Source organism: Streptomyces sp. NPDC091271, from assembly GCF_044757505.1.
Lineage (GTDB): Bacteria > Actinomycetota > Actinomycetes > Streptomycetales > Streptomycetaceae > Streptomyces.
Map to the genome: position 1 here is coordinate 280,799 of NZ_JBIVVD010000001.1, position 23,263 is coordinate 304,061.

Genomic DNA, 23,263 nt, shown 5'->3' on the forward strand with positions numbered 1-23,263 from the left:
ATCAGCCGAGATCGACCGGCAGCTCGTACAGGTCGTTCTGGGTCACGATCGGCTTGTTCCGCAGCTCGGAGGCCGGGACCGCGAGGTCCAGGTCGGGGAAGCGCTCGTACAGGGCGGGCAGCGCGACCCCCGCCTCCAGGCGGGACAGCGCGGCGCCGGGGCAGACGTGCGGGCCGTGGCCGAAGGCGATGTGGCGGTTGGGGGAGCGGGTGATGTCGAACTCACCGGCGGTCGGCCCGTACTGCTTCTCGTCGCGGCCCAGCGCCCCGAACGAGACGATGAGGGCCTCGCCCTTCGGCAGGACCTTGTCGCCGACCTCGATGTCCTCGGTCGCGAAGCGGATCAGGACGTGCGAGGTGGGGGTGTTCCAGCGCAGCGTCTCCTCGATGACGTTCTCCCAGGGCACCTCGCCGCTCAGCACGCGCTTGCGCTGCTCCGGGTGGGTCTGGAGCGCCTCCACGACGTTGACGACCAGGCTGATCGTGGTCTCGTGCCCGGCCGCGATGATCAGTTGCAGTGTGTTGACGATCTCCTCGTCGGTGAGGTGGTCGCCCTCCTCGGAGGCCGCGATCAGGGCGCTGGTCAGGTCGTCGCCCGGGTTCGCCCGCTTGTCGTCGACGATCTTCGTGAAGAGGGTGCCGAGGTCCGCCATCATCTGCGGGACCTCCTCCGGCGGGGTCTGCGTCGAGAAGAACTTCTCGAACAGCTCCTTGAGCCGGGGGTGGTCCGCCGCGTCCACGCCCATCAGGTCGCTGATGACGTTCATCGGCAGCGGGTAGGCGAACTCCGCCTTCAGGTCGACGGTCTCGCCCTGGGGCAGCGCCGCGAGCCGGTCCAGGGAGGCGTTCGTCAGCGCCTCGATGCCGGACCGCAGCCGCTCCACCCGCTTCACCGTGAGCGCCTGCGCGACCAGGCTGCGCAGCCGGCGGTGCTCGGCCCCGTCGACCGTCAGCATGGAGCGGCCCGGGTTGGCGAGGCCGATCAGCGGCCAGTCCATCGGGATCTCGCCGCGCTGCCAGGCGTTCCAGACGTTGATGTCCTTGACCACGCGGCTGTCGGTGAGCAGCTGGCGTGCCTCGGCGTGGTGCGTCACCGCGTAGCAGTGCACCCCGCCGGGGAGCTCCACCTCGGCCAGCGGCCCGGCGGCGCGCAGCGCGGCGCTCTCGGTGTCGAGGTCGGCGACGAGGGGATCGAGGGCGATCCTGGTCATTTCGGGCCTCCAAGTGCTGGGGTGGGCGTGAAGTGCACCGGCAGCTCCGTCAGCCCTCGCAGCCACGGGGACGGGCGCCGGGTCAGCTTGTCCTCGGGGACGGCGAGGTCCACGTCCGGGAGCCGGTCCAGGAGCACCTCGATCCCCGTACGGGCGATGACCTCCGCGGTCTCCTGGGCGGGGAACGGGCAGCGGTGCTCGCCGTGGCCGAAGGAGAGGAACGCGTTGTTGCCGCCGGTCAGGGCGGAGCCGTCGGTGCGTACCTGCGGGTCGCCGTTGGCGGCGGCGATACCGAGGAGCAGCAGGTCACCGGCGCGGATGTGGCGTCCGCCGAGGTGGGTGTCGCGGGACGCCCAGCGGCCCGCGACGTTCTGGGTGGGGGTGTCCTCCCAGAGCACCTCGTTCATGGCCTCCGCGACGCTGTGCCGGCCGCCGGAGAGCGACGCGGCGAAGCGGTCGTCGGTGAGCATCAGCCGCAGCGAGTTGCCGATCCAGTCGGCGGTCGGCTGGTGGCCGGCGGCCATCATCACCATGAGGTCCTGGGCGACCTCCTCGTTCGTGAAGCCGCCCGGGTCCTGGAGCATCCGGCTCGCGACGTCGTCGCCGGGCCCGGCGTGCTTGTCGGCGAGGAGCTGCTGCATGGCCGTGCCGAGGTGCTGCTGTCCGGCCAGGGCCCTCTCACGGCCGTCGATCATGTCGTTGAGCGCGCCGACGAGGGGCCCTCCGACCTCGTCGCTGAATCCGTAGATCCTCGCGAGGACGCGGGCCGGGAGCAGCATCGCGTACTCGGCGATGATGTCGGTGCGGCCGGTGGAGCAGAAGCCGTCGACGAGGTCGTCGGCGAACTCCTCCGCGTACCGCCTGAGCGCGAACGGGTCGACAGCCTCCAGCGCGTTGCTGATCATCGAGGCCCGGACGGTGTGCCGTTCCCCCACCGTGTAGAGGATCGACGGCTGCTTGTGGCCGATCATCGGCAGCAGCGGCCAGCCGTCCGGGATGTTCTCCCACTGGTTCCACAGGTCCGAGTCCCGGCTGAAGAGCACCGGGTCGTTGGTGACCTGGTGCAGCTCGCGGTAGCCGAGGATCAGCCAGGCGGGTATGTCGCCGTCGAGCGCGACGGGGGCCACGGCGCCGTGGTCGCGGCGCATGTCCCGGTACAGCTGCACGGGGTCGGTCTGGAACCGCGGCCCGGACAGGGGGACGGAGCCGTGGGACACGGGGCACTTGGTCACGGGGTCCGCTCCGGGGTCATCGCCGTGGCGCCCTGACCGCCCGCGAGGGCCGCGTCGGCCCCCTTCGCGCGGGCGAGGGAGAGCGCGTGGAGGTGCTCGACCAGCGTGATCAGGACGTACTTGCTGGACGAGCGGTCCCGGGCGTCGCACTCCACGAGCGGGACGTCGGGGGACAGGTCGAGGGCCTCACGGATCTGCTGCTCGGTGTGGAGCGGCCCGCCGAAGTCGTTGCACGCGACGATGAACGGCGTGCCGTGGTGCTCCAGCCGGTCGATCGCGTACCAGGAGTCCGCGAGCCGCCGGGTGTCGACGAGCACGACGGCGCCCAGGGTGCCGGAGAAGAGGCGGTCCCACAGGAACCAGAAGCGTTCCTGTCCGGGCGCGCCGAAGAGATAGAGGACCGAACGCGCGTCGAGCGTGATGCGGCCGAAGTCGAAGGCGACCGTGGTGGACGTCTTGGAGTGCACACCGTCGAGGTCGTCGACGGCCTCGCCCGCGCGGGTCATGGTCTCCTCCGTGTTGAGCGGACGGATCTCGCTCACGGATCGGACCATGGTGGTCTTGCCGACCCCGAAGCCGCCGACAACGACGATCTTCAGTCCGTTGTCGGCCGTCGCCTGCAGGGCGGCACGGTCAGAGGTTGCGGAGTCCAACGAGCACCTGTTCCAGGGTGTCGGTGTCGGGGAGCCGGTCCTCGACACGTGCAGTACGGGGGTGGCGGGCGCTGATCCGGCCGGTGTCGAGCAGGTCGCACAGCATGATGCGCACGATGCTGACGGGCAGATTCAGGGTGGCCGAGATCTCGACGACCGCGGTGGGGCTGTCGCACATCCGCAGGATCGCGACGTGCTCCGACTGCATCCCGGGGCTCGGTTCGCACTCGGCGACGACGAGCGTCACCAGGTCGAACGCGGCCGAGTCGGACCGGCTGCGGCCACCCGTCAGGGTGTACAGCCGGTCCGGGTCGTCGTCGCGTCCGGGGCGGGGGCGCGGGACCGATGTCATACGTCCGCTTTTTCCGTGGCCGGGGCCGCCGCGTCACCGGCGGCGGGGTCACGCGGAGGGGCGACGAGGTATTCGCCGAGCTGCTCGACGAGTTCGCTCATGTTGTGGCCGACGAGGCCGACGTCGGAGTCCTCCGCCGCCACGACCGCCAGATGGGCGCCCGCGCCCGCTTCGACGATGAACAGCACGCCGCCGTAGAACTCGGTCATCGCGGACCGTACGCCGCCGGTGCCGTCGCCGAACTCCATGGACGCGCCGTGGGACAGGCTCTGGATGCCGGCGGAGATCGCGGCCAGCTGGTCGGCCTGGTCGACGGAGAGTTCGGGGGTGCGGCACAGCTTCAGGCCGTCCCGGGAGAGGACGAGGGCGTGCCGGGCGCCGGGTGTGCGGTCGAGCAGCCCCTCCAGCAGCCAGTTCAGCTTCTCGTCGGTGGTCGCGCTCATCGGGTGTTGCCTTCCGGGTGCGGGGAGTTGGCTCGTACGGCCTTGCTGAAGGTGCTGAAGCGGGCAGCCTGCACCTTCGGGTCGGTGGTACGGGGCCTGGGGGTTTCGGCTCCGCCGGGGGCGGCATCGCCGGTACGGGCTTCGGCGGCGGCCAGGGTGCGGCCGCGGCGGCGCTTGGGCAGGCCGCTCTCTCCGAACTGGGGGACGGAACCGGTGGACTCGGACGCCGACTCGGGCTTCCCGGGCGCGGCCGCCGTGCGGGACGCGGGCCCGGGGGAGTCCGCCGTGGCCCGGCCCTGGTTCTCCGCGTCCGGCGTCGCGTGGTCGGGCTCCGGCTCGGGGTGCCGGGCGGACGCGGGGGCCGGGGCGGGCGTGGGCGTACGGGAGATGAGCTCCTGCGGCAGCATCATCAGCGCGCCCGTGCCGCCGCGTGCCGACGGCCGGAACGAGACCGTGAGGCCGTGCTTCCTGGCCAGCCGGCCGACGACGGCGAGGCCGAGCCGGGTTCCGGAGAGCCCTGTGAGGTCCTGGTTGTCGGCGGAGACGGCCCGTTCGGCGCGGCGCAGCTGCACATCGCTCATCACCAGGCCGCTGTCCTCGACGGTGACGACGATGCCCGCCGGGACCTCCTCGACGTACACATGCACCTCGGCGGTGGGCGGCGAGAAGTTGGCAGCGTTGTCGAGGAGCTCCGCCAGGGCGTGCATGACGCCCTCGGCGGCGTGGCCGGCGATCGCCACATCGCTGGTCGAGTGGAGGCGGATGCGCTGGTAGCCGCCGATACGGCCCATCGCGCCGCGCAGGATCGACTCCATCACGATCGGCTTGGCCCAGCGGCGCCCGGAACGCGCCCCGGTCAGCACGGCGATGGAGTCGGCGAGCCGGCCCGCCTGGGCCGTGCGGTGGTCCAGGTGCAGCAGGTCGCCGAGCACGTCCTCGGCGGTGTGCCGGTGCTCCATCTCACGCAGGTCGGCCAGCATGCTCGTGGCCAGGGCCTGCATCCGGCCGGCGGCGTTGGCACACGCGGCGACCGCGGCGGAGCGCTCGGTCTCGCTGCGCCGGGCGCGGGCGGTGAGGCGGGCGGTCTCGGCGGTGAGCCTCTCGTGCTGCTCGGCCGCGTCGGCGGTGACCCGTGCGACCCGCTCGTCCGCCTCGGCGGTGACCCGCGCCGCCTCGGCCGAGGCCGCAGCTCTGATCCGGGCGGTCTCCGCGGTGAAGCGCTGCGCCTCGGCGGCGGAGGTCGAGACGAGGCGGGAGGTCTCGGCGGTGAAGCGTTCGGAGTCGGCGGCCCGCAGGGCCCGCAGGTTGCGTGCGGTGGCGAGTGTGTGGACCGTCACGGCCACCGCGACGCACAGCAGTACGGCGGCGGCACCCGCCCCCCAGGCGAGCGGTGTCCGTACCGAGGCGGGCGCGGCGGAGACCGTCCACAGGCACAGAGCACCGGTAACGGCTGCCGAGATCAGCAGGGCGAGTGCGGTCGGCCGGAGTGAAGGGCGCAATCGGGAGTCCTCGGGGCGGACGGTGCGGCGGGAGGGACAGGTGCGGCTGGTGTAACGAAGGGACAATCAGGACATATCGGTGTGGTGACGGCGAAAGAACCACAACTGGAGCTGATTGTTCCTGATCAAGTCACGGCAACTATAGGAGAATTGGCGACTTGTTTGGGGATTCCTTGTGGCCACTTCTGTATGAAATCTGGCTTGTACCGACCTGATTCGTGCCCGTTGGCGAGTGTTTCCGGTGTTGCGCGAGAGGTCGGATGGGCGAGGCGCGTTGAATGCGTAGGTATGTCCCCTGTGTGGGGCTTGATTTGTCACGATCGTCGCTCCCGGGCCGGTGGCCAGCTAGTGTGAGCGCTCCGGTGCGTCCGACCTCCCAGGTCGGCACTGCCGTAAGACAGACCGCGCGCCTTGAAGGGGGAGGCGCCGCGTGGCCCCGACGGAGGACGCAGGCAACCGTGGACGCGCAAGGCCGTGGGCGGGACGAAAATATCGACCCCGCAGACCAGTGGGTACTCAACCCGGACACCGGTGATTACGAACTGCGACTGACTCCCTCCCCAGGGCGATCATCCGCGTCGGCCGGTGCGTCGGACGCCAGAACGCCCGGACCGCGCCGGAGGCCGAAGCCGGAGACGACACCGCCCGGCGACCGGGCCTCCGTGCCCGGCCAGCGCGGCGGCCGCAGGGGTGCGGGTGGCGCCGGCGGGCGCGGGGACCGGGACGAGCCGCGGAGGCCGGGGAGCCGGGCGGCAGCGCCTTCCACCGGACGCCGCAAGGCGAAGCCCAGGAAGACCCGTAAGAAGAAGGCCCTGGTGTGGACCGGCGGTGTGCTCGCCTTCCTGCTGGTGGGCACCGGCACCGCGGGCTACCTCGTGTACCAGCACTTCAACGGCAACATCACCGCCGTCTCCACCGACGGGGCCGGCACCGGTGGCTTCAGCAAGGACCGGGCGATCAACGTCCTGGTGATCGGGACCGACAAGCGGACCGGCGACGGCAACGAGGGCTACGGGGACGCGGGCAGTGTCGGCCACGCCGACACCAACATCCTCTTCCACGTCTCCAAGGACCGCACGAACGCGACCGCGCTGAGCATCCCCCGGGACCTGATAACCGACATCCCCAACTGCCCGACCACCCTGGAGAACGGGGAGAAGAAGGACATCCCCGCGACGGCCGCCAGTCGCTTCAACACCAGCCTCGGACAGTCCGACCGCACCCCCAGCTGCACCATGCGGACCGTCACCGAGCTCACCGGCATCACGCCCGACCACTTCATGGTGGCCGACTTCAACGCGGTCAAGTCCCTGACGACGGCCGTCGACGGCGTGGAAGTCTGTCTCGCCAAGGACATCGACGACAAGGACTCCCACCTCAAGCTGTCCAAGGGGAAGCACACCCTCCAGGGCGAGGAAGCCCTGGCCTTCCTGCGCACCCGGCACTCCGTCGGATTCGGCAGTGACCTGAGCCGCATCGAGATCCAGCAGCAGTTCCTGGGCTCGCTGATGCGCAAGCTGAAGTCCAACGACACCCTGACCAGCCCCACCAAGATGTGGTCGCTGGCGGAGGCCGCCACCAAGGCGCTCACCGTCGACGACAAGATCTCCGACATAAATCAGCTCCGCAAGCTGGGCATGGAGTTGGCGTCGGTCGATCCCAAGAACATCACGTTCACCACCGTCCCGGTGCGGGACAACCCGGATGACGTGGCGACCGTCCTGCTGGACAGCGCCAAGGCTCAGAAGGTCTTCTCGATGATGCGTGAGGACGTCTCCTTCACCGCGGTGGAGAAGCAGGAGAAGGCCGCGGCGAAGGCCAAGAACGACGCCAAGCTGAAGGGCGAGAAGGCCGACGCGGCGGACGTGCGGGTCGACGTCTTCAACGGCGGCGCGCCCGCCGGCTCCGCGCAGAGCGCCCTGGACTGGCTGCAGAACGAGGAAGGCGTGCTGAAGTCCACCAACAAGGCGAACGCGCCCGAGGACGTGAAGAAGACCCAGCTCGTCTACGCCCCCAACCAGGCGGACCAGGCCCGCAGCCTGGCCGCCATGATGGGCCTGTCGGCCTCGGCCCTCAAGCCGACCACGACGGACGCGGGCGAGATGGACCCCATGGTGCTGACCCTGGGCCCGGACTTCACCGAGGCGGGCAGCCCGCTCTCGGCCCCTGAGAAGACGCCGGAGGGCGTCCAGCGCGTGGAGGCCGACAAGGCGGTCTGCGCCAAGTGACTCCGGCCGGCCCCGCGGCCCACCGCGGGGCCGGCCGGGGCCGGGCCCCGCGGTGGGCGCCGTCTCAGAGCTCGGCGACGGCCTCGCTCACCGCCGCGGACAGTCGCTCGTTCTCCGCGGCGGCGCCGCCGGGAAGGGCGAAGCGACGCCGGGTGTAGCCGTAGGCCACGCCGTTGACGGGGTCCGCGTATGCCTGCGAGCCCGCGGCTCCCGAGTGCCCGAAGGCGCCCTCGCCGAGCGCCGGGTAGTGCCCTTGCTGCGCCTCGAAGCCCAGGGCGAAGGGATCGGCCTGAGCGGTCACCACGTCGGTGCCCTTCCACCGCACCCGGCCGGCCTCGGCAACCGTCTCCGGGGTGAGCAGCGGCGGCAGGCCGTCCAGCCCGGAGACCGCCGCCGCGTACATCCCCGCGAGCCCCCGCGCCGAGCCCACCCCGCCGACCGAGGCCGGCCCGAGCGCGCGCACGGCGCGGGTGTTGGCGAGGGCGACCAGGTCGAGCGGCGGGTCCTCGGCGAAGCCGAACGCGAGCGCCATCAGGCTGTCCAGGTCGAGCGGGTTCGCCGCGGCCTCCGCACGCTGCTCGGGGGTGGCCACGGCGGGACGGATGGCCACGTAGCGGGGTTCGAGGGCCTCGGGCAGGCCCAGGTGGAAGTCGAGGCCGTACGGGGCGCGTATCCGCTCCTCGTAGATCTCCTGGATCGACCGCCCCGTGACCCGGCGGACCACTTCGCCGGTGAGGGCGCCGATCATCAGCGCGTGGTAGCCGACCTCGGTACCGGGCGTCCAGTAGGGCCGCTGTCCTGCCAGCCGCCCGGCGATGACGCGGTCGTCGGCCAACTCCTCGATGCCGAATCCGCCGTCGGCCCAGATCAGCCCGGCCCGGTGTGCCAGCAGCTCGCGTACGGTCAGCTCGCCCTTGCCCTCGGCGGCGAACTCCGGCCAGTAGGACGCGACCGTACGGTCCGGATCGATGACCCCGTCCTGGACGAGGAGGGCGACGACGAGATGCGCGGCGCCCTTGGTCGAGGAGTACACGGCGGGCAGCGAGTCACCGTCGATGCCCTCCCCGGCCCACAGGTCCACGACGAGCCGGCCGTGGTGGTACACGGCGAGCTGGCTGCCCGGCTCGGTGTGGTCCGCGGCGAGTACGGCGGCGAACTCCTCCCGTACGCCGTCGAAACCCGCCGCGACCGTGCCGTGCACGGTGATGGTGGTGTCGGCTGTGTCGGTCATGAGACGCCCCCTGGAGTGATCGACCTGGTCGGTACAGGTCCCCAACTCCCTTACGTCACAGCTTCATTCCCCAGCAGCAGCGGAATCTCCGGACGGCGTGCCCTGCTGGCGCGCCACGATCTCCCGGGCCAGCGCCGCCAGTCGGGGCAGCGCGGGATGGCCCGGGCCGTCCCGGCGGGCCAGCAGGACGGGCAGCGGCGGGGCGTCGTCCAGCGGCACGTAGGTGACACCCGCGTACGCGTGCATCCGGGCGGTGGAGGTCCCCGAGACCCCGACACCCCGCCCGGCCGCGATGGCGGTGAACCAGTCGTCGGTGTTGGCGACGGTGACGGTGGCGGCGGGCCGGGTGTCCGGGGGCCACAGGCCGAGCGTGGTGGTGCCCGAGACGGTGTTGAGGACGACCGGATCGCCGGCCAGATCCGCCAGTGACACGGACGTGCGCGCGGCGAGCGGGCCGTCGGCGGCCACGGCCGCCACCCGGGCCTCGGTGAACAGCACCTCGGTGACGAGCCCCGGGGTCTCCACTGGCCCGCGCAGCAGTGCCGCGTCGACCTCGCCGCGGGTGAGGCCGGCCGTGCGGTCGTCGATCCGCAGCAGTTCGAGCGGGGTCCCCGGGTGGCGCTGCTGCCAGGCCCGCAGCAGCGGCGTGGTGTACGGGCCGAGCGCGGACCAGGCGTGCCCGATCCGCAGCGGCCGGTCGTGCGGCCGTCCCGGGTCGACGGCCTCGTCGAAGGCGCCGACCGCGGCGGCCGCCTTGTCGCGGAAGGCGACGCCTTCGGGGGTGAGGGCGAGGTGGTGGGTGGACCGGTCGACGAGCCGGACGCCCATGTGCCGCTCCAGGGCGGCCAGCGTGCGGGAGACGACGGGCTGGGTGACGCCGAGCCGGGCGGCGGCGCGGGTGACGCCGCCCTCGTCGGCGATGGCGAGGAAGGTGCGGAGGTGTCGGACCTCGAGGGAGCGGCCGCCGTTCCCCGTGCCCTGTCCAGTGCTCATGCCTGCGGAGCATAACGGGAGCGCAATCGGCATTTCACGGGAGGCGCGCGGGTCCCTACGGTGAGGAGGTGAACGGCCCCTGCTCGGTGCCGTACCGTATACCTCCTGGTGCACTCCATTAGACCGAACGAAAGGTTTCCGGTGAACGACCCGCGCGCTGCCGCAGAGCCCGCCGCCGCCGTTGCCGTACCCGAGGCGGTGTCCGCGCTCGACGAGCCGGGACACGGCCTGCCGGGTCGCCCCGGCGCCCGGAGAGCCGCGCTCGGCCCGGTCGCGCTGGTGGTGGCGGGCGGGCTCTCCGTCCAGTTCGGCGCGGCGGTCGCCGTTCTGCTGATGCCGAAGGCGGGCGCGCTCGGCGTCGTCACCCTGCGCCTCGCCGCCGCGGCCGTCGTCCTGCTGGTCATCTGCAGGCCGAAGCTGCGGGGGCACTCGCGCGCCGACTGGGGCACGGTGGTCGCCTTCGGTGTCGCGATGGGCGGCATGAACATGCTCTTCTACCAGGCCGTCGACCGCATCCCGCTGGGCGCGGCCGTCACCCTGGAGGTGCTGGGGCCCCTGGTCCTGTCCGTCGTCGCCTCCCGCCGGCTGACCAGCCTCGTCTGGGCCGCTCTCGCCCTCGGTGGTGTCGTCCTGCTGAGTGGCGGCGGCTTCGACCGCCTGGACCCGGTCGGGGCGGCGTTCGCCCTGGGCGCGGGCGTGATGTGGGCGCTGTACATCCTCTTCAGCGCCCGCACCGGCCGCCGCTTCCCGCAGGCGGACGGGCTGGCCCTCGCCATGGCGGTGGCGGCGGTCCTCTCGCTGCCCCTCGGCATCATGGAATCGGGCTCGAAGCTCGTCGTCCCGACCACGCTGGCCCTGGGTGTCGCCGTGGCGCTGCTGAGCTCGGTCCTTCCGTACACCCTCGAACTCATGGCCCTGCGCAGGCTGCCCGCACCCACCTTCGCGGTCCTGATGAGCCTGGAACCGGCCATCGCGGCCACGGCGGGCTTCCTCCTCCTCGACCAGGCACTCTCGTCCACCGACGCCCTCGCCATCGCCCTGGTCATCGGGGCGAGCATGGGCGCCGTGCGCAGCCAGACGCGGGGCTCGCGGAAGCGGTGAGTCCACCGCGTCGGGGGACCGGCCTGCCCGTTCCGCCTGCGCGGGCAGGCGTCCGATCCTAGGGTGGTCGCGATGGCCGACCTGGAGGAACACATGCCGGAACGCGACGACCTGCTGGCGCTCGTGACCGATCAGCGCACCAACTTTCTCTACACCGTCGCTGAGCTCGACGACGCCGGGGCCCGTGCCCGGACGACGGTCAGCGAGCTGACCCTCGGCGGACTCCTGAAGCACCTCGGACTCGTGCAGCGCGGCTGGCTCGACGTCGTCGAGGGCACCGCCCCCGCCGAGGTCGGCTGGGCGGACCTCGACCCCGACGGCAACCGGATGACCGACGCCGAGACGGTGCCCGGGCTGCTGGAGGCCTTCCACGCGGCGGCGGCCGCGTTCGACCGCACCGTGCGCGAGGAGGCCGACCTGGACCGCGAGGTCACGCTGCCCTCGTACCCCTGGTCGCCCCCGGAGCCGGTCGTCTGGACCGTCCGCCACGTCCTGTGGCACATCTTCCGCGAGATCGCCCACCACAGCGGCCACGCCGACATCATCCGGGAGGCGCTGGACGGCGCCAGCACGACGACGAAGATGAAGGAGGCGTCGGAAGGCCGGTAGCGGGCACGGGGAGCACGATGGAAGGGAGCGAAGGAAGGAGGCCCGCGCATGGGAGTCACCAAGGAAACCGATGAGTACGCCGGGCTGTATTCGCACACCCCCTCGCAGGCCGAGGGCGAACGCGAGGAGCCGGCCGTGCGCGGCAGGGCCCCCGAGACCCACCCCGACGTCCCCCGGACCGAACCCTCACAGGCGGAGGGCGACCGCACGGAGTAGCCCGGGAGATCTCTCACCCGTCGGCGACGAGGTCGCCGACCCGAGGCGTGGGGTTCGTCGGCTCAGCCGCAGTGGACGCCGTAATTGACGCGGGTGTAGTTGGACGCCGCGCGGCCACCCCAGTCGATGCACGAGCCCTTGGCGTAGGCGTAGACCGGACCCGCGTAGTAGCTGAACACCCCGTCGTCCATCTCGCCGGACTTCCATGTGGTGGAAGTGCTGTGCAGTCGCAGACGGGCGCCCAGGATTTGGGACGTCCCCGGGGCGTCGCCGACGGTCACGACGCAGTTGTAACCGGTGGAGCTGTTGTAGGTCAGGAAGGTGTTGCCGTCGCCGACATCCATGGAGTCGATCACGCTGTAACCCGACCCACAGGCGCTGTTGTAGGAAGCGGCCTCGGCGGTGCCGACCGTGAGGGTCATGCCGGCGGCGGTGAGGCCGAGGACTGTCGCAGCGGACGCGAGTCGTCTGGGCATGCGCATGAGTGAACTCCTGGTGGGCTTGTCAGATGTGGGAAGTGGCCGGGCGAGGCGGAGCCATCGCGCGGTATGGTCCGTAGCGATCAAGATCATTTCATGACTCGATCACTCCGGGGAACCGCTGTGCGGCGATGACTGAATGGGTGCGAACAGTGGCCGATGTGAGCCCGCCCCGGCGTGCGCCGGGAAGTCGCGGACAGAGTTACGTGCGGAAGGTCCGAACCGGATGTCGGTGACTCCCCGTCGGCCGGGCCCAAACGGCGACGACGGCGTATACACAGGCCATGCGGGGACGGACGCGGCGCTGGACCGCGGATGGCTGCTCGGCCACTTCAAGGACCCCTCCGACCCCCGCCACAGTGAGGCCCTGGAGATCAAGTGGGGTGTCCATCCGCAGGGTGACGAGCGGCCGGAGTGGGTGCGGGGCGAGGAGCGCACCGCCCTGCTCGTGCTCATCAGCGGCCGCTTCCGGATGCGGTTCCCCGAGCGCGACGTCCTGCTGGAACGCCAGGGCGACTACGTCGTGTGGGGCCGGGGCGTCGACCACTCCTGGTGCGCGGAGGAGGAGTCCGTGGTGCTGACCGTGCGCTGGCCCTCCGTGCCGGGATACCGGGCCGACTGAGCGCCCTCCACCGCATCAGGGCCACCGAATAAATCATGCAAGCATGCTTGCTTGTTTTATGGGGCGCTGGCATGCTCCGGTGCACACCGCCACGCCCCGAGGGGAGCGCACCGTGCCCGACGCTTCGGCCGTGACCGCCGCCGTGCTCGACGACATGCGGGAGGAGAGCGACGAACTCGACCTGCTCGTAGCGGGTCTGAGCGCACCCGAGTGGGCCGCGCCGACCCCCGCCGAAGGGTGGACCGTCGCCCATCAGATCGCCCACCTCAACTGGACCGATGAGGTGGCCCTGACCGCCGCCACCGAGCCCGGAGCCTTCGCCGCCGAGGTCGAGAGGGCGCTGGCCGCCCCCGAGACCTTCGTCGGCGACGCGGCCGAGGAAGCCGTCGCCGCCCTGACCCCCGAGGTGCTGCTCGTGGAGTGGCGGGAGGGCCGGGCCCGGCTCCAGAAGGCACTCCGCGCGGCGCCGGCGGGGACGAAACTGCCCTGGTACGGGCCGCCGATGAGCATCGCCTCGATGGCGACCGCGCGGCTCATGGAGACCTGGGCGCACGGCCAGGACATCGCCGACGCGCTCGGCGTGACCAGGAAGCCGACCGCCCGGCTGCGGCACGTCGCCAGGATCGGCGTACGGGCCCGGGACTACGCCTACTTCGTACGGGGCCTGCAACCGCCCACCGAGCGGTTCCGTATCGAACTGCGCGCCGAGGACGGCGGGTTGACCGTGTACGGGCCCGAGGACGCCGCCCAGCGGGTCACCGGGCCGCTCCTCGACTTCTGTCTGCTCGTCACCCAGCGGGCCCACCGGGACGACCTCGCCGTCGAGGCGGTGGGCACGGACGCCGGGCAGTGGCTGGACATCGCGCAGGCCTTCGCCGGACCCGCCGGACCCGGGCGCCCCCGGAAGGCGGACCGATGACCCGGCCGCTGCGCATCGGCAACGCGTCAGGCTTCTACGGCGACCGTTTCGACGCCCTGCGCGAGATGCTCACCGGCGGCCCGCTGGACGTCCTCACCGGGGACTACCTCGCCGAACTCACCATGCTGATCCTCGGCCGCAGCCGCCTCAAGGACCCGAAGCGCGGCTACGCCTCCACCTTCCTGCGGCAGCTGGAGGAGGGGCTCGGGCTCGCCCACGAGCGTGGCGTGAAGATCGTCGCCAACGCCGGCGGGCTGAACCCGGCCGGCCTCGCCGACGCCGTACGGGAGCTGGCGGCGCGGACCGGTGTGCCCGTGCGCGTGGCGCACGTCGAGGGCGACAGCCGGCCCGTGCCCGACGGTTACCTCACCGCCAACGCCTACCTCGGCGGCGGCGGCATCGCCGCCTGTCTGCGCGCCGGGGCCGACATCGTCGTCACCGGCCGGGTCACCGACGCGGCCCTCGTCACCGGGCCCGCCGCCGCCCACTTCGGATGGGCGCCCGAAGACCATGACGCCCTCGCCGGAGCTGTGGTCGCCGGGCACGTCCTGGAGTGCGGAACCCAGGCCACCGGCGGCAACTACGCCTTCTTCGGCGACCACGACGTCCGCCGCCCCGGATTCCCGATCGCCGAGATCCACGCGGACGGCAGCAGTGTCATCACCAAGCACGACGGCACGGGCGGTGTCGTCGACCTCGGCACCGTCACCGCCCAGCTGCTGTACGAGACCGGTGGCGCCCGCTATGCCGGGCCCGACGTGACCGCCCGCCTCGACACCGTCGCGCTGACGCAGGACGGGCCCGACCGGGTGCGGATCGACGGCGTACGCGGCGAGGCCCCGCCGCCCACGCTCAAGGTCGGGCTCAACCGGCTCGGGGGGTGGCGCAACGAGGTCGTCTTCGTGCTGACGGGGCTCGATATCGAGGCCAAGGCGCAGCTCGTGCGGGGGCAGTTGGCCGATGCGCTCGACCGCGCCGGTTCGAAACCCGCCGAGGTGCGCTGGGAACTCGCCCGCACCGACCGGGCCGACGCCGCGACGGAGGAGACCGCGAGCGCCCTGCTCCGCCTCGTCGTGCGCGACCCGGACGCGGACGCGGTCGGCCGCGCCGTCTCCGGGGCGGCCGTCGAGCTGGCACTCGGCAGCTATCCGGGCTTCCATGTGACGGCCCCGCCCGGGAAGGGCGCGCCGTACGGGGTGTTCGAGGCCGCGTACGTACCGGCCGACGAGGTCGAGCACGTCGCCGTGGGGCCCGACGGGACCCGCGAGGCCGTCCCGGCCACCGGCCCGTACCGGGAACTCGACGAGGTGCCGGAGCCGGCCCTGCCCGAACCGCTGCCCGCCGGGCCCACCCGCACCACCCCCCTCGGACGGATCGCGGGCGCCCGCAGCGGCGACAAGGGCGGCGACGCCAACGTCGGCGTGTGGGTGCGCACCGATGACGCCTGGCGGTGGCTCGCCCACGAACTGACCGTCGCGCGGTTCCGGGAACTGCTGCCGGAGACCGCCGGGCTCACCGTCGTACGCCACGTCCTGCCCCGGCTGCGGGCGCTGAACTTCGTCGTCCACGGCCTCCTCGGCGAGGGCGTCGCCGCGCAGGCGCGCTTCGATCCGCAGGCCAAGGCGTTGGGGGAGTGGCTGCGGTCCCGGCACGTCACCGTGCCCGTACGGCTGCTGGACCGACCGGAGGCGAACGCATGACCGTCCTGCCCACCGCGCTCGACACCACGGGGCCCGAATACGCCGCCCACCGCGAGGCCATGCTCGCGAAGCTCGACGGGCTGGACACCGAGCACGCCAAGGCCCTGGCCGGCGGCGGCGAGAAATACGTGGCCCGCCACCGGGGGCGCGGCAAGCTCCTCGCCCGTGAGCGCATCGAGCTGCTCGTCGATCCGGACACCCCCTTCCTGGAGCTGTCCCCGCTCGCCGCCTGGGGCAGCGACTACGCGGTGGGCGCCTCGCTCGTCACCGGCATCGGGACCGTGTCCGGCGTGGAGTGCCTGATCACCGCCAACGACCCGACCGTGCGCGGCGGCGCCTCCAACCCCTGGACCCTGAAGAAGGCCCTGCGCGCCAACGAGATCGCCTTCGCCAACCGGCTGCCCTGCATCTCGCTGGTGGAGTCGGGAGGCGCCGACCTGCCGTCGCAGAAGGAGATCTTCATCCCCGGCGGGGCGCTGTTCCGCGACCTCACCCGGCTGTCCGCCGCAGGAATCCCCACCGTGGCCGTGGTGTTCGGGAACTCGACCGCCGGAGGCGCGTACGTCCCCGGCATGTCCGACCACACCGTGATGATCAAGGAGCAGTCCAAGGTCTTCCTCGGCGGCCCGCCCCTGGTGAAGATGGCCACCGGCGAGGAGAGCGACGACGAATCGCTCGGCGGCGCCGAGATGCACGCCCGCGCCTCCGGCCTCGCCGACCACTACGCCCTCGACGAGCACGACGCGCTGCGCCAGGCCCGCCGGATCGTCACCCGGCTCAACTGGCGTAAGGCGCACCCGGATCCCGGGCCCGCCGAACCGCCGAAGTACGACGAGGACGAACTGATCGGGATCGTCCCCGGCGACCTCAAGGTCCCCTTCGATCCCCGCGAGGTCATCGCCCGTCTCGTCGACGGCTCGGACTTCGACGCCTTCAAGCCGCTCTACGGGACGAGCCTGGTCACCGGCTGGGCGCGCCTGCACGGCTATCCCGTCGGCATCCTCGCCAACGCGCAGGGTGTGCTGTTCAGCGAGGAGTCGCAGAAGGCCGCGCAGTTCATCCAGCTCGCCAACCAGCGCGACATCCCGCTCCTCTTCCTGCACAACACGACCGGCTACATGGTCGGCAAGGAGTACGAACAGGGCGGCATCATCAAGCACGGCGCGATGATGATCAACGCGGTGTCGAACTCCAAGGTCCCGCACCTCTCCGTACTGATGGGCGCCTCCTACGGCGCCGGCCACTACGGCATGTGCGGCAGGGCCTACGACCCCCGCTTCCTCTTCGCCTGGCCCAGCAGCAAGTCCGCCGTCATGGGCCCCCAGCAGCTCGCGGGCGTCCTCTCGATCGTCGCCCGCGCCTCCTCCGCCGCGAAGGGGCTGCCCTACGACGACGAAGCCGACGCCGGTCTGCGCGCCATGGTGGAGCAGCAGATCGAGTCCGAGTCGCTGCCGATGTTCCTCTCGGGGCGGCTGTACGACGACGGGGTCATCGACCCGCGCGACACCAGGACCGTCCTCGGGATGTGCCTGTCCGCGATCCATACGGCACCGGTCGAAGGCGCGCGCGGCTTCGGCGTCTTCCGGATGTGAGGAATCGGATGATCACCGCACTGCTTGTCGCCAACCGGGGCGAGATCGCCTGCCGGATCTTCCGCACCTGCCGTGAACTGGGCATCTCCACCGTCGCCGTGTACTCCGACGCGGACGCCGACGCCCTGCACGTACGGGAGGCCGACACCGCCGTACGCCTGCCGGGGGCCGCTCCCGCCGACACCTATCTGCGCGGCGACCTCGTCGTCGCCGCCGCGCTCGCCGCGGGCGCCGACGCCGTGCACCCGGGGTACGGATTCCTCTCGGAGAACGCAGGGTTCGCCCAGGCCGTGCTGGACGCGGGCCTCGTCTGGGTGGGGCCGCAGGTCAAGGCCATCGAGCTGATGGCGTCCAAGACCCGCGCCAAGGAGCTGATGGCCGCCGCCGATGTCCCCCTGCTCGCTCCGGTCGACCCGGGGAGCGCCACCGCCGCCGATCTCCCGCTGCTGCTGAAGGCGGCGGCGGGCGGCGGGGGGCGCGGGATGCGGATCGTGAGGGAACTGACCGCACTGCCGGAGGAGTTGACCGCAGCCTCCGCCGAGGCCGCCTCCGCCTTCGGGGACGGCGAGGTCTTCGCCGAGCCGTACGTCGAACGGGGCCGGCATGTCGAGGTCCAGGTCATGGCGGACGGGCAGGGCACGGTCTGGGCGCTGGGGACCCGCGACTGCTCGCTCCAGCGCCGCCACCAGAAGGTCATCGAGGAGGCCCCCGCACCCGGACTCGACGACGGGCTGCGCCGGGCGCTGCACGACGCCGCCGTCGCCGCGGCGCAGGCGGTGGGCTACCGGGGCGCGGGGACCGTCGAGTTCCTCGTATCGGCCGAAGGGCGCCCGTACTTCCTGGAGATGAACACCCGGCTCCAGGTCGAACACCCCGTCACAGAAGCGGTGTTCGGCCTCGACCTCGTCGCCCTGCAACTGCGCGTCGCGGAGGGCGAGGCCCTGCCGGCCGCCGCACCACCGCAGCCGACCGGACACGCCGTCGAGGCCCGGCTCTACGCCGAGGACCCGGCGCGGGACTGGCAGCCACAGACCGGAGCACTGCTCACACTCGACGTGCCCGACGGACCCGGCGTCCGCCTCGACACCGGCTACACCGGCGGCGACACCGTCGGGGTGCACTACGACCCGATGCTCGCCAAGGTCATCGCCCACGCCCCCACCCGCACCGAAGCCGTCCGCCTCCTCGCCCGCGCCCTGGAACGCGCCCGCATCCACGGCCCGGTCACCAACCGGGAGCTCCTCGTACGCTCCCTGCGCCACCCGGACTTCGTCGCTGGGCACCTCGACACCGGCTTCTACGACCGGCACCTGGCCGCCCTGACCACGTCAGCCGCCCCCGGCGACGAGGAGACCCGCCGCCTCGCCGCCACCGCCGCCGCACTCGCCTCCGCCGTGGGGGCCGGCAGTGGTCCGGGCCCCGCCGGCCTCGGCGCCTGGCGCAACCTCGCCTCACAGCCGCAGAGCAGGAGCTACCGGTGCGAGCCCGACGGCACCGCCTATGAGATCCCCTACCGCACGGGCCGGAGCGGCATCCCCGCCCCAGGGACCGGCGAGCGGGTCCTCGCCGCCCGCCCCGGCGCGGTCGCCCTCGAAACCGGCGGTGTGACGCGCCACTTCACCGTCACCACCCACGGCGACCGGGTGTACGTGGACACGGCCACCGGCTCGTACACCTTCACGGCCCTGCCCCGCTTCACCGACCCCGCCGAACGCACCGAACCCGGCTCCCTGCTCGCCCCCATGCCCGGCACCGTCGTACGTCTCGCCGACGGGCTCGCCCCCGGCGCGGTCGTCGAGGCCGGGCAGCCGCTGATCTGGCTGGAGGCGATGAAGATGGAGCACCGCATCCTCGCCCCCGCCTCCGGCACCCTCACCGCGCTCCACGCCGCCCCCGGACTCCAGGTCGAGGTCGGCGCACTGCTCGCCGTCGTACAGGACGCCACGGAAGCCCCCGCGCACCAGGAGGAGACGACCCCATGAGCACCGTCCTCGAAACCGAAGAGCACAAGGCCCTCCGCGCCGCCGTCGCCGCCCTCGGCAAGCGCTTCGGCCGCGACTACAGCACCGGTCTGGCCCGGAAGGGCGAGCACCCCCGCGAACTCTGGGAAGAGGCGGGCAAGCTCGGCTACCTCGGCGTCAACCTCCCCGAGGAGTACGGCGGCGGGGGCGGCGGCATGGCCGAACTCTCCATCGTCCTGGAGGAGCTCGGCGCGGCCGGCAGCCCTCTGCTCATGATGGTCGTCTCCCCGGCGATCTGTGGCACCGTCATCGCCCGCTTCGGTACCGAGGAGCAGAAACGGGCCTGGCTCCCGGGCCTCTCCGACGGCTCCCTGACCATGTCTTTCGGTATCACCGAGCCCGACGCCGGCTCCAACTCCCACCGCATCACCACCACCGCCCGGCGGGAGGGCGAGGAGTGGGTCCTCAGCGGTCGCAAGGTCTTCATCTCCGGCGTCGACATCTCCGACGCCACCCTGATCGTCGGCCGCACCGAGGACGCCGGGTCCGGCAGTCTCAAGCCCTGCCTCTTCATCGTCCCCCGCGACGCCCCGGGCTTCTCCCGCACCCAGATCGACATGGAGCTCCAGGCGGCCGAGAAGCAGTTCGAGCTGGTCCTCGACGACGTACGGCTCCCCGCCGACGCCCTGGTGGGCGAGGAGGACGCGGGCATCCTCCAGCTCTTCGCCGGACTGAACCCGGAACGCATCATGGGTGCCGCCTTCTCCATCGGCATGGGCCGCTACGCCGTCGATCGGGCCGTGGGGTACGCGAAGACCCGCACCGTCTGGAAGGGCGCGCCCATCGGCGCCCACCAGGCCATCGCCCACCCGCTCGCCCAGGCGCACATCGAGCTCGAACTCTCCCGGCTGATGATGCAGAAGGCCGCCAAGCTCTACGACGACGGCGACGACACCGGCGCGGGAGAGGCCGCCAACATCGCGAAGTACGCCGCAGCGGAAGCCTGCGTCAGGGCCGTCGACCAGGCCGTCCACACCCTCGGCGGCAACGGCCTCACCCGCGAGTACGGGCTCGCCTCCCTCATCACGGCGGCGCGTGTCTCCCGTATCGCGCCGGTCAGCCGGGAAATGATCCTGAACTACGTCTCCCACCAGACCCTGGGCCTGCCGAAGTCGTACTGAGTCTTCCGGTCGCTCCCCAGGTCTCCCCATCCGCCCCCGCAGGGGCGATTCTGGCTCTCCACCCGCGTCGAAGGGGACCGCCATGGTGTTCCACAGCGAGTACGCAGACGTCACGCCCCTCGAAAAACCCATCCACGAAGCCGTCCTCGGCAACGCCCCGGACTTCGGTGACATCCCCGCCCTGATCGACGGGACCAACGGGATGACCGTCACCTACGGCCAGCTCGACACCTTCCACCGGCGCATCGCCGCCCACCTCGCCGCGGCGGGCCTGCGCAAGGGCGACGTCCTCGCTCTGCACAGCCCCAACACGATCGCCTACCCGCCCGTCTTCTACGGGGCGACCCGGGCCGGCGCCACCGTCACCACCATCCACCCGCTGGCCACGCCCGAGGAGTTCGCCAAACAGCTCAAGGACTCGGGCGCCCGCTGGATCGTCACCGTCTCCCTGCTCCTCGACGTCGCCCGCCGGGCCGCCGAGCTCGCGGGCGGCATCGAGGAGATCTACGTCTGCGACCAGGCCGAGGGCCACACCTCCGTACTCGACATGCTGGGCTCCACCGCCCCCGAGCCCGACATCGCCTTCGACCCGGCCGAGGACATCGCCGTACTCCCGTACTCCTCGGGCACCACAGGCACCCCCAAGGGCGTCATGCTCACCCACCGGTCCATCGCCACCAACCTGGAGCAGCTGCGCCCCCTCGTCCCCCTCGGCGAACGCGAACGCATCCTGGCGGTGCTGCCCTTCTTCCACATCTACGGGCTGACCGCGCTCATGAACGGGCCGCTGCGCTACGGCGCCACGGTCGTCGTCCTGCCCCGCTTCGACCTCGCCCAGTTCCTGGAGACGATCCAGACCCACCGCATCACGGGCCTGTACGTCGCCCCGCCCATCGTCCTGGCCCTCGCCAAGCACCCGCTCGTCGGCGACTACGACCTCTCCTCGCTGGAGTACATCGTCAGCGCCGCCGCCCCGCTGGACGCCCAGCTCGCCGCCGCCTGCTCCACCCGGCTCGGTGTGCCCGCCGTACGGCAGGCCTACGGGATGACGGAACTCTCGCCCGGCACCCATGTCGTCCCCCTCGACGCGGAGAACCCGCCACCGGGCACCGTCGGCAAGCTGCTGCCCGGCACCCAGATGCGGATCGTCTCGCTCACCGACCCCGGCACCGACGTCCGCGACGGGACCGACGGCGAGATCCTCATCCGCGGCCCCCAGGTGATGAAGGGCTACCTCGGCCGCCCCGACGCCACCGCCGCCATGATCGACGAGGAGGGCTGGCTGCACACCGGGGACGTCGGCCGCGTCGACGCGGACGGCTGGCTGTACGTCGTCGACCGGGTCAAGGAACTCATCAAGTACAAGGGCTACCAGGTCGCCCCCGCCGACCTGGAGGCCCTCCTCCTGACCCACCCCGCGATCGCCGACGCCGCCGTCATCGGCGTCCACGACAGCGACGGCAACGAGATCCCCAAGGCCTACCTGGTGCGCCGGCCGGACGCGGGGGACCTCACGGAGGACGACGTCATCGCGTACGTCGCCGAGCGCGTCTCCCCGTACAAGAAGGTCAGACAGGCCGAGTTCATCGAGGCGGTGCCCCGCGCGGTGTCCGGCAAGATCCTGCGGCGCGAGCTGCGCGACCGGGAGAAGCCGCGATGACCCTGGTGCCCCCGGCCCACGACCGCGGAATCACCACCCTCACCCTCGACTCCCCGGCCAACCGCAACGCGCTCTCGGCCCGTCTCGTCGGCGAGCTCACCGAGGCACTGGCCGACTGCGCGGCCGACGACACCGTCCGCGCCGTCGTCCTCACCCACACCGGCAACACGTTCTGCGCGGGCGCCGACCTGACGGCGCCCCCCGAACCGGCGGCCTTCGTCGGCCTGATGCGGGCGGTCGTCGCCCTGCCCAGGCCCGTCGTCGCCCGGGTCAACGGGCACGTCCGGGCCGGCGGCCTCGGGCTGCTCGGGGCGTGCGACGTCTCCGTGGCGGGCCCCGAGTCCTCCTTCGCCCTCACCGAATCGCGCCTGGGCCTCGCCCCCGCCGTGATCTCCCTGCCCCTGCTGCCCCGCCTCGACCCACGCGCCGCCACCCGCTACTACCTCACCGGTGAACGCTTCGACGCGGTGGAAGCGGCCCGTACCGGGCTCGTCACCATGGCGGCCGAGGACGTGGACAAGGCGCTCGTACCGGTACTCGACGGACTGCGCAGGGCCTCACCCCAGGGGCTGAAGGCATCGAAGGAGCTGGTCACGGCTACTGTGCTGAAGAGTTTCGACAGTCACGCCGAAGACCTCATCGCCCGCTCTGCAACGCTCTTCGCCTCCGACGAAGCACGGGAGGGGATGACGGCCTTCCTGGAACGACGGGATCCCGCATGGGTGCTGTGACGCCCCCGAAGCAGGACAGGAGCCGCGCCACCCGGCAGCGGCTCCTGGCATCGGCGGTCGCCTGCCTCGCCGAACGCGGCTGGGCAGGCTCCACCGTCTCCGTCGTCGCCGAACACGCCGGGGTCTCGCGAGGCGCCGCCCAGCACCACTTCCCCACCCGGGAGGACCTGTTCACCGGCGCCGTCGAATACGTCGCCGAGGAACGCTCCGCCGCCCTGCGCGCCCTGCCCGTGCAGGGCCGCGCCGAGGTCGTCGCCGCGCTCGTCGACCTGTACACCGGGCCGCTCTTCCGCGCCGCGCTCCAGCTCTGGGTCGCCGCGTCGAACGAGGCCCAGCTCCGGCCCCGCGTCACCGAACTCGAAGCACGGGTGGGCCGCGAGACCCACCGCATCGCCGTCGAACTCCTCGGCGCCGACGAGACCCGGCCAGGGGTACGCGAGACGGTGCAGGGCCTCCTCGACATGGCCCGCGGCCTGGGCCTCGCCAACCTGCTGACGGACGACAGGGCGCGGCGGGAGAGGGTGGTCGCGCAGTGGGCGCGGCTGCTGGACGACGTCCTGTCCTGAGGCCTCCCGCTGCTCGCTGGGAAGTCACGGACGGGTGGCTGCCCCATATGCCCGGCTCTGGCGTCCGTAACCTTCCAACGACCGG

Annotated in this window: 22 protein-coding genes; 13 read left to right on the forward strand and 9 right to left on the reverse strand. The window is 72.0% G+C overall.

All coding sequences use genetic code 11. The features are described 5' to 3' along the window. Position 1: 1 nt before the first annotated feature. The 6 genes from ACIQM3_RS01430 to ACIQM3_RS01455 are packed head-to-tail and all read right to left on the reverse strand — an operon-like array spanning position 2 to position 5,389. Positions 2-1,210, reverse strand: coding sequence for a cytochrome P450 (locus ACIQM3_RS01430; RefSeq protein WP_401617276.1), 1,209 nt, complete (start codon positions 1,208-1,210; stop codon positions 2-4). Beyond that, positions 1,207-2,442, reverse strand: a complete 1,236-nt coding sequence (locus ACIQM3_RS01435) for a cytochrome P450 (RefSeq protein WP_401617279.1) — start codon at positions 2,440-2,442, stop codon at positions 1,207-1,209. The genes ACIQM3_RS01430 and ACIQM3_RS01435 overlap by 4 nt, the downstream gene beginning before the upstream one ends. Further along, positions 2,439-3,095: a GTP-binding protein gene (locus tag ACIQM3_RS01440; protein WP_401617282.1), complete on the reverse strand. Its 657-nt coding sequence runs from the start codon at positions 3,093-3,095 to the stop codon at positions 2,439-2,441. Before ACIQM3_RS01440 ends, ACIQM3_RS01435 begins: the two co-directional genes overlap by 4 nt. Then, the gene (locus tag ACIQM3_RS01445; protein WP_401617284.1) at positions 3,076-3,447 is read right to left on the reverse strand and encodes a DUF742 domain-containing protein; all 372 of its coding nucleotides are present in this window, start codon (positions 3,445-3,447) and stop codon (positions 3,076-3,078) included. Before ACIQM3_RS01445 ends, ACIQM3_RS01440 begins: the two co-directional genes overlap by 20 nt. Next, positions 3,444-3,890, reverse strand: a complete 447-nt coding sequence (locus tag ACIQM3_RS01450) for a roadblock/LC7 domain-containing protein (RefSeq protein ID WP_401617287.1) — start codon at positions 3,888-3,890, stop codon at positions 3,444-3,446. Before ACIQM3_RS01450 ends, ACIQM3_RS01445 begins: the two co-directional genes overlap by 4 nt. Continuing rightward, positions 3,887-5,389 carry a sensor histidine kinase gene (locus ACIQM3_RS01455; RefSeq protein WP_401617290.1) on the reverse strand — a complete coding sequence of 501 codons (1,503 nt, stop codon included), beginning with the start codon at positions 5,387-5,389 and terminating at the stop codon, positions 3,887-3,889. The genes ACIQM3_RS01450 and ACIQM3_RS01455 overlap by 4 nt, the downstream gene beginning before the upstream one ends. A 458-nt stretch (positions 5,390-5,847) precedes the next feature. On the opposite strand from ACIQM3_RS01455, the gene ACIQM3_RS01460 reads away from it, so the two are divergent. After that, entirely contained in the window at positions 5,848-7,617 is a 1,770-nt protein-coding gene (locus ACIQM3_RS01460; RefSeq protein WP_401617293.1) for an LCP family protein, read from the forward strand. Between the two features lie 64 nt (positions 7,618-7,681). On the opposite strand, the gene ACIQM3_RS01465 is transcribed toward ACIQM3_RS01460, so the two are convergent. Then, positions 7,682-8,848 (reverse strand): serine hydrolase domain-containing protein, encoded by a 1,167-nt coding sequence (locus ACIQM3_RS01465; RefSeq protein WP_401617295.1) that lies wholly within the window; start codon positions 8,846-8,848, stop codon positions 7,682-7,684. Positions 8,849-8,911: 63 nt separating this feature from the next. Beyond that, positions 8,912-9,841 (reverse strand): LysR family transcriptional regulator, encoded by a 930-nt coding sequence (locus ACIQM3_RS01470; RefSeq protein ID WP_401617298.1) that lies wholly within the window; start codon positions 9,839-9,841, stop codon positions 8,912-8,914. 141 nt (positions 9,842-9,982) lie between these two features. Here ACIQM3_RS01470 and ACIQM3_RS01475 point away from each other — a divergent pair, with 141 nt between their 5' ends. The 3 genes from ACIQM3_RS01475 (at position 9,983) to ACIQM3_RS01485 (ending at position 11,767) form a co-directional block, all read left to right on the forward strand. Then, the gene (locus tag ACIQM3_RS01475; protein ID WP_401617301.1) at positions 9,983-10,942 is read left to right on the forward strand and encodes an EamA family transporter; all 960 of its coding nucleotides are present in this window, start codon (positions 9,983-9,985) and stop codon (positions 10,940-10,942) included. Between the two features lie 93 nt (positions 10,943-11,035). Continuing rightward, positions 11,036-11,551 (forward strand): DinB family protein, encoded by a 516-nt coding sequence (locus tag ACIQM3_RS01480; RefSeq protein ID WP_401619922.1) that lies wholly within the window; start codon positions 11,036-11,038, stop codon positions 11,549-11,551. Between the two features lie 48 nt (positions 11,552-11,599). After that, positions 11,600-11,767, forward strand: coding sequence for a hypothetical protein (locus ACIQM3_RS01485; protein WP_401617304.1), 168 nt, complete (start codon positions 11,600-11,602; stop codon positions 11,765-11,767). A gap of 62 nt (positions 11,768-11,829) precedes the next feature. Here ACIQM3_RS01485 and ACIQM3_RS01490 read toward each other — a convergent pair whose 3' ends face one another. Next, a complete protein-coding gene (locus ACIQM3_RS01490; RefSeq protein ID WP_401617306.1) occupies positions 11,830-12,243 on the reverse strand; it encodes a spore-associated protein A in 414 nt (137 codons plus the stop codon). A 229-nt stretch (positions 12,244-12,472) separates the two neighbouring features. On the opposite strand from ACIQM3_RS01490, the gene ACIQM3_RS01495 reads away from it, so the two are divergent. The 9 genes from ACIQM3_RS01495 (at position 12,473) to ACIQM3_RS01535 (ending at position 23,178) form a co-directional block, all read left to right on the forward strand. Then, on the forward strand, positions 12,473-12,868 hold the full coding sequence (locus ACIQM3_RS01495) for a signal peptidase I (protein WP_401617309.1): 396 nt from the start codon (positions 12,473-12,475) through the stop codon (positions 12,866-12,868). A 112-nt stretch (positions 12,869-12,980) separates the two neighbouring features. Continuing rightward, positions 12,981-13,787: a TIGR03084 family metal-binding protein gene (locus ACIQM3_RS01500; RefSeq protein ID WP_401617312.1), complete on the forward strand. Its 807-nt coding sequence runs from the start codon at positions 12,981-12,983 to the stop codon at positions 13,785-13,787. Then, a complete protein-coding gene (locus ACIQM3_RS01505; RefSeq protein ID WP_401617315.1) occupies positions 13,784-15,487 on the forward strand; it encodes an acyclic terpene utilization AtuA family protein in 1,704 nt (567 codons plus the stop codon). Before ACIQM3_RS01500 ends, ACIQM3_RS01505 begins: the two co-directional genes overlap by 4 nt. After that, the gene (locus tag ACIQM3_RS01510) at positions 15,484-17,079 is read left to right on the forward strand and encodes an acyl-CoA carboxylase subunit beta (RefSeq protein WP_401617318.1); all 1,596 of its coding nucleotides are present in this window, start codon (positions 15,484-15,486) and stop codon (positions 17,077-17,079) included. Before ACIQM3_RS01505 ends, ACIQM3_RS01510 begins: the two co-directional genes overlap by 4 nt. An 8-nt stretch (positions 17,080-17,087) precedes the next feature. Then, positions 17,088-19,061 carry an acetyl/propionyl/methylcrotonyl-CoA carboxylase subunit alpha gene (locus ACIQM3_RS01515; RefSeq protein ID WP_401617321.1) on the forward strand — a complete coding sequence of 658 codons (1,974 nt, stop codon included), beginning with the start codon at positions 17,088-17,090 and terminating at the stop codon, positions 19,059-19,061. Further along, positions 19,058-20,221 carry an acyl-CoA dehydrogenase family protein gene (locus ACIQM3_RS01520; protein WP_401617324.1) on the forward strand — a complete coding sequence of 388 codons (1,164 nt, stop codon included), beginning with the start codon at positions 19,058-19,060 and terminating at the stop codon, positions 20,219-20,221. Before ACIQM3_RS01515 ends, ACIQM3_RS01520 begins: the two co-directional genes overlap by 4 nt. An 82-nt stretch (positions 20,222-20,303) precedes the next feature. Beyond that, positions 20,304-21,881, forward strand: a complete 1,578-nt coding sequence (locus ACIQM3_RS01525; RefSeq protein ID WP_401617327.1) for a 4-coumarate--CoA ligase family protein — start codon at positions 20,304-20,306, stop codon at positions 21,879-21,881. Next, the gene (locus tag ACIQM3_RS01530; RefSeq protein WP_401617330.1) at positions 21,878-22,612 is read left to right on the forward strand and encodes an enoyl-CoA hydratase family protein; all 735 of its coding nucleotides are present in this window, start codon (positions 21,878-21,880) and stop codon (positions 22,610-22,612) included. The genes ACIQM3_RS01525 and ACIQM3_RS01530 overlap by 4 nt, the downstream gene beginning before the upstream one ends. Then, complete coding sequence (locus ACIQM3_RS01535; protein ID WP_401617333.1) at positions 22,600-23,178, forward strand: TetR/AcrR family transcriptional regulator; 579 nt, start codon at positions 22,600-22,602, stop codon at positions 23,176-23,178. The genes ACIQM3_RS01530 and ACIQM3_RS01535 overlap by 13 nt, the downstream gene beginning before the upstream one ends. Positions 23,179-23,263 lie beyond the last annotated feature (85 nt).

What these genes read in the sequence shown, in the direction of transcription:
- ACIQM3_RS01430 (WP_401617276.1), bottom strand. Translation starts at nt 1,210, where the DNA reads ATGACCAGGATCGCCCTCGATCCCCTCGTCGCCGACCTCGACACCGAG.
- ACIQM3_RS01445 (WP_401617284.1), bottom strand. Translation starts at nt 3,447, where the DNA reads ATGACATCGGTCCCGCGCCCCCGCCCCGGACGCGACGACGACCCGGAC.
- ACIQM3_RS01450 (WP_401617287.1), bottom strand. Translation starts at nt 3,890, where the DNA reads ATGAGCGCGACCACCGACGAGAAGCTGAACTGGCTGCTGGAGGGGCTG.
- ACIQM3_RS01465 (WP_401617295.1), bottom strand. Translation starts at nt 8,848, where the DNA reads ATGACCGACACAGCCGACACCACCATCACCGTGCACGGCACGGTCGCG.
- ACIQM3_RS01470 (WP_401617298.1), bottom strand. Translation starts at nt 9,841, where the DNA reads ATGAGCACTGGACAGGGCACGGGGAACGGCGGCCGCTCCCTCGAGGTC.
- ACIQM3_RS01480 (WP_401619922.1), top strand. Translation starts at nt 11,036, where the DNA reads ATGCCGGAACGCGACGACCTGCTGGCGCTCGTGACCGATCAGCGCACC.
- ACIQM3_RS01485 (WP_401617304.1), top strand. Translation starts at nt 11,600, where the DNA reads ATGGGAGTCACCAAGGAAACCGATGAGTACGCCGGGCTGTATTCGCAC.
- ACIQM3_RS01490 (WP_401617306.1), bottom strand. Translation starts at nt 12,243, where the DNA reads ATGCCCAGACGACTCGCGTCCGCTGCGACAGTCCTCGGCCTCACCGCC.
- ACIQM3_RS01495 (WP_401617309.1), top strand. Translation starts at nt 12,473, where the DNA reads ATGTCGGTGACTCCCCGTCGGCCGGGCCCAAACGGCGACGACGGCGTA.
- ACIQM3_RS01505 (WP_401617315.1), top strand. Translation starts at nt 13,784, where the DNA reads ATGACCCGGCCGCTGCGCATCGGCAACGCGTCAGGCTTCTACGGCGAC.
- ACIQM3_RS01510 (WP_401617318.1), top strand. Translation starts at nt 15,484, where the DNA reads ATGACCGTCCTGCCCACCGCGCTCGACACCACGGGGCCCGAATACGCC.
- ACIQM3_RS01515 (WP_401617321.1), top strand. Translation starts at nt 17,088, where the DNA reads ATGATCACCGCACTGCTTGTCGCCAACCGGGGCGAGATCGCCTGCCGG.
- ACIQM3_RS01520 (WP_401617324.1), top strand. Translation starts at nt 19,058, where the DNA reads ATGAGCACCGTCCTCGAAACCGAAGAGCACAAGGCCCTCCGCGCCGCC.
- ACIQM3_RS01525 (WP_401617327.1), top strand. Translation starts at nt 20,304, where the DNA reads ATGGTGTTCCACAGCGAGTACGCAGACGTCACGCCCCTCGAAAAACCC.
- ACIQM3_RS01530 (WP_401617330.1), top strand. Translation starts at nt 21,878, where the DNA reads ATGACCCTGGTGCCCCCGGCCCACGACCGCGGAATCACCACCCTCACC.
- ACIQM3_RS01535 (WP_401617333.1), top strand. Translation starts at nt 22,600, where the DNA reads ATGGGTGCTGTGACGCCCCCGAAGCAGGACAGGAGCCGCGCCACCCGG.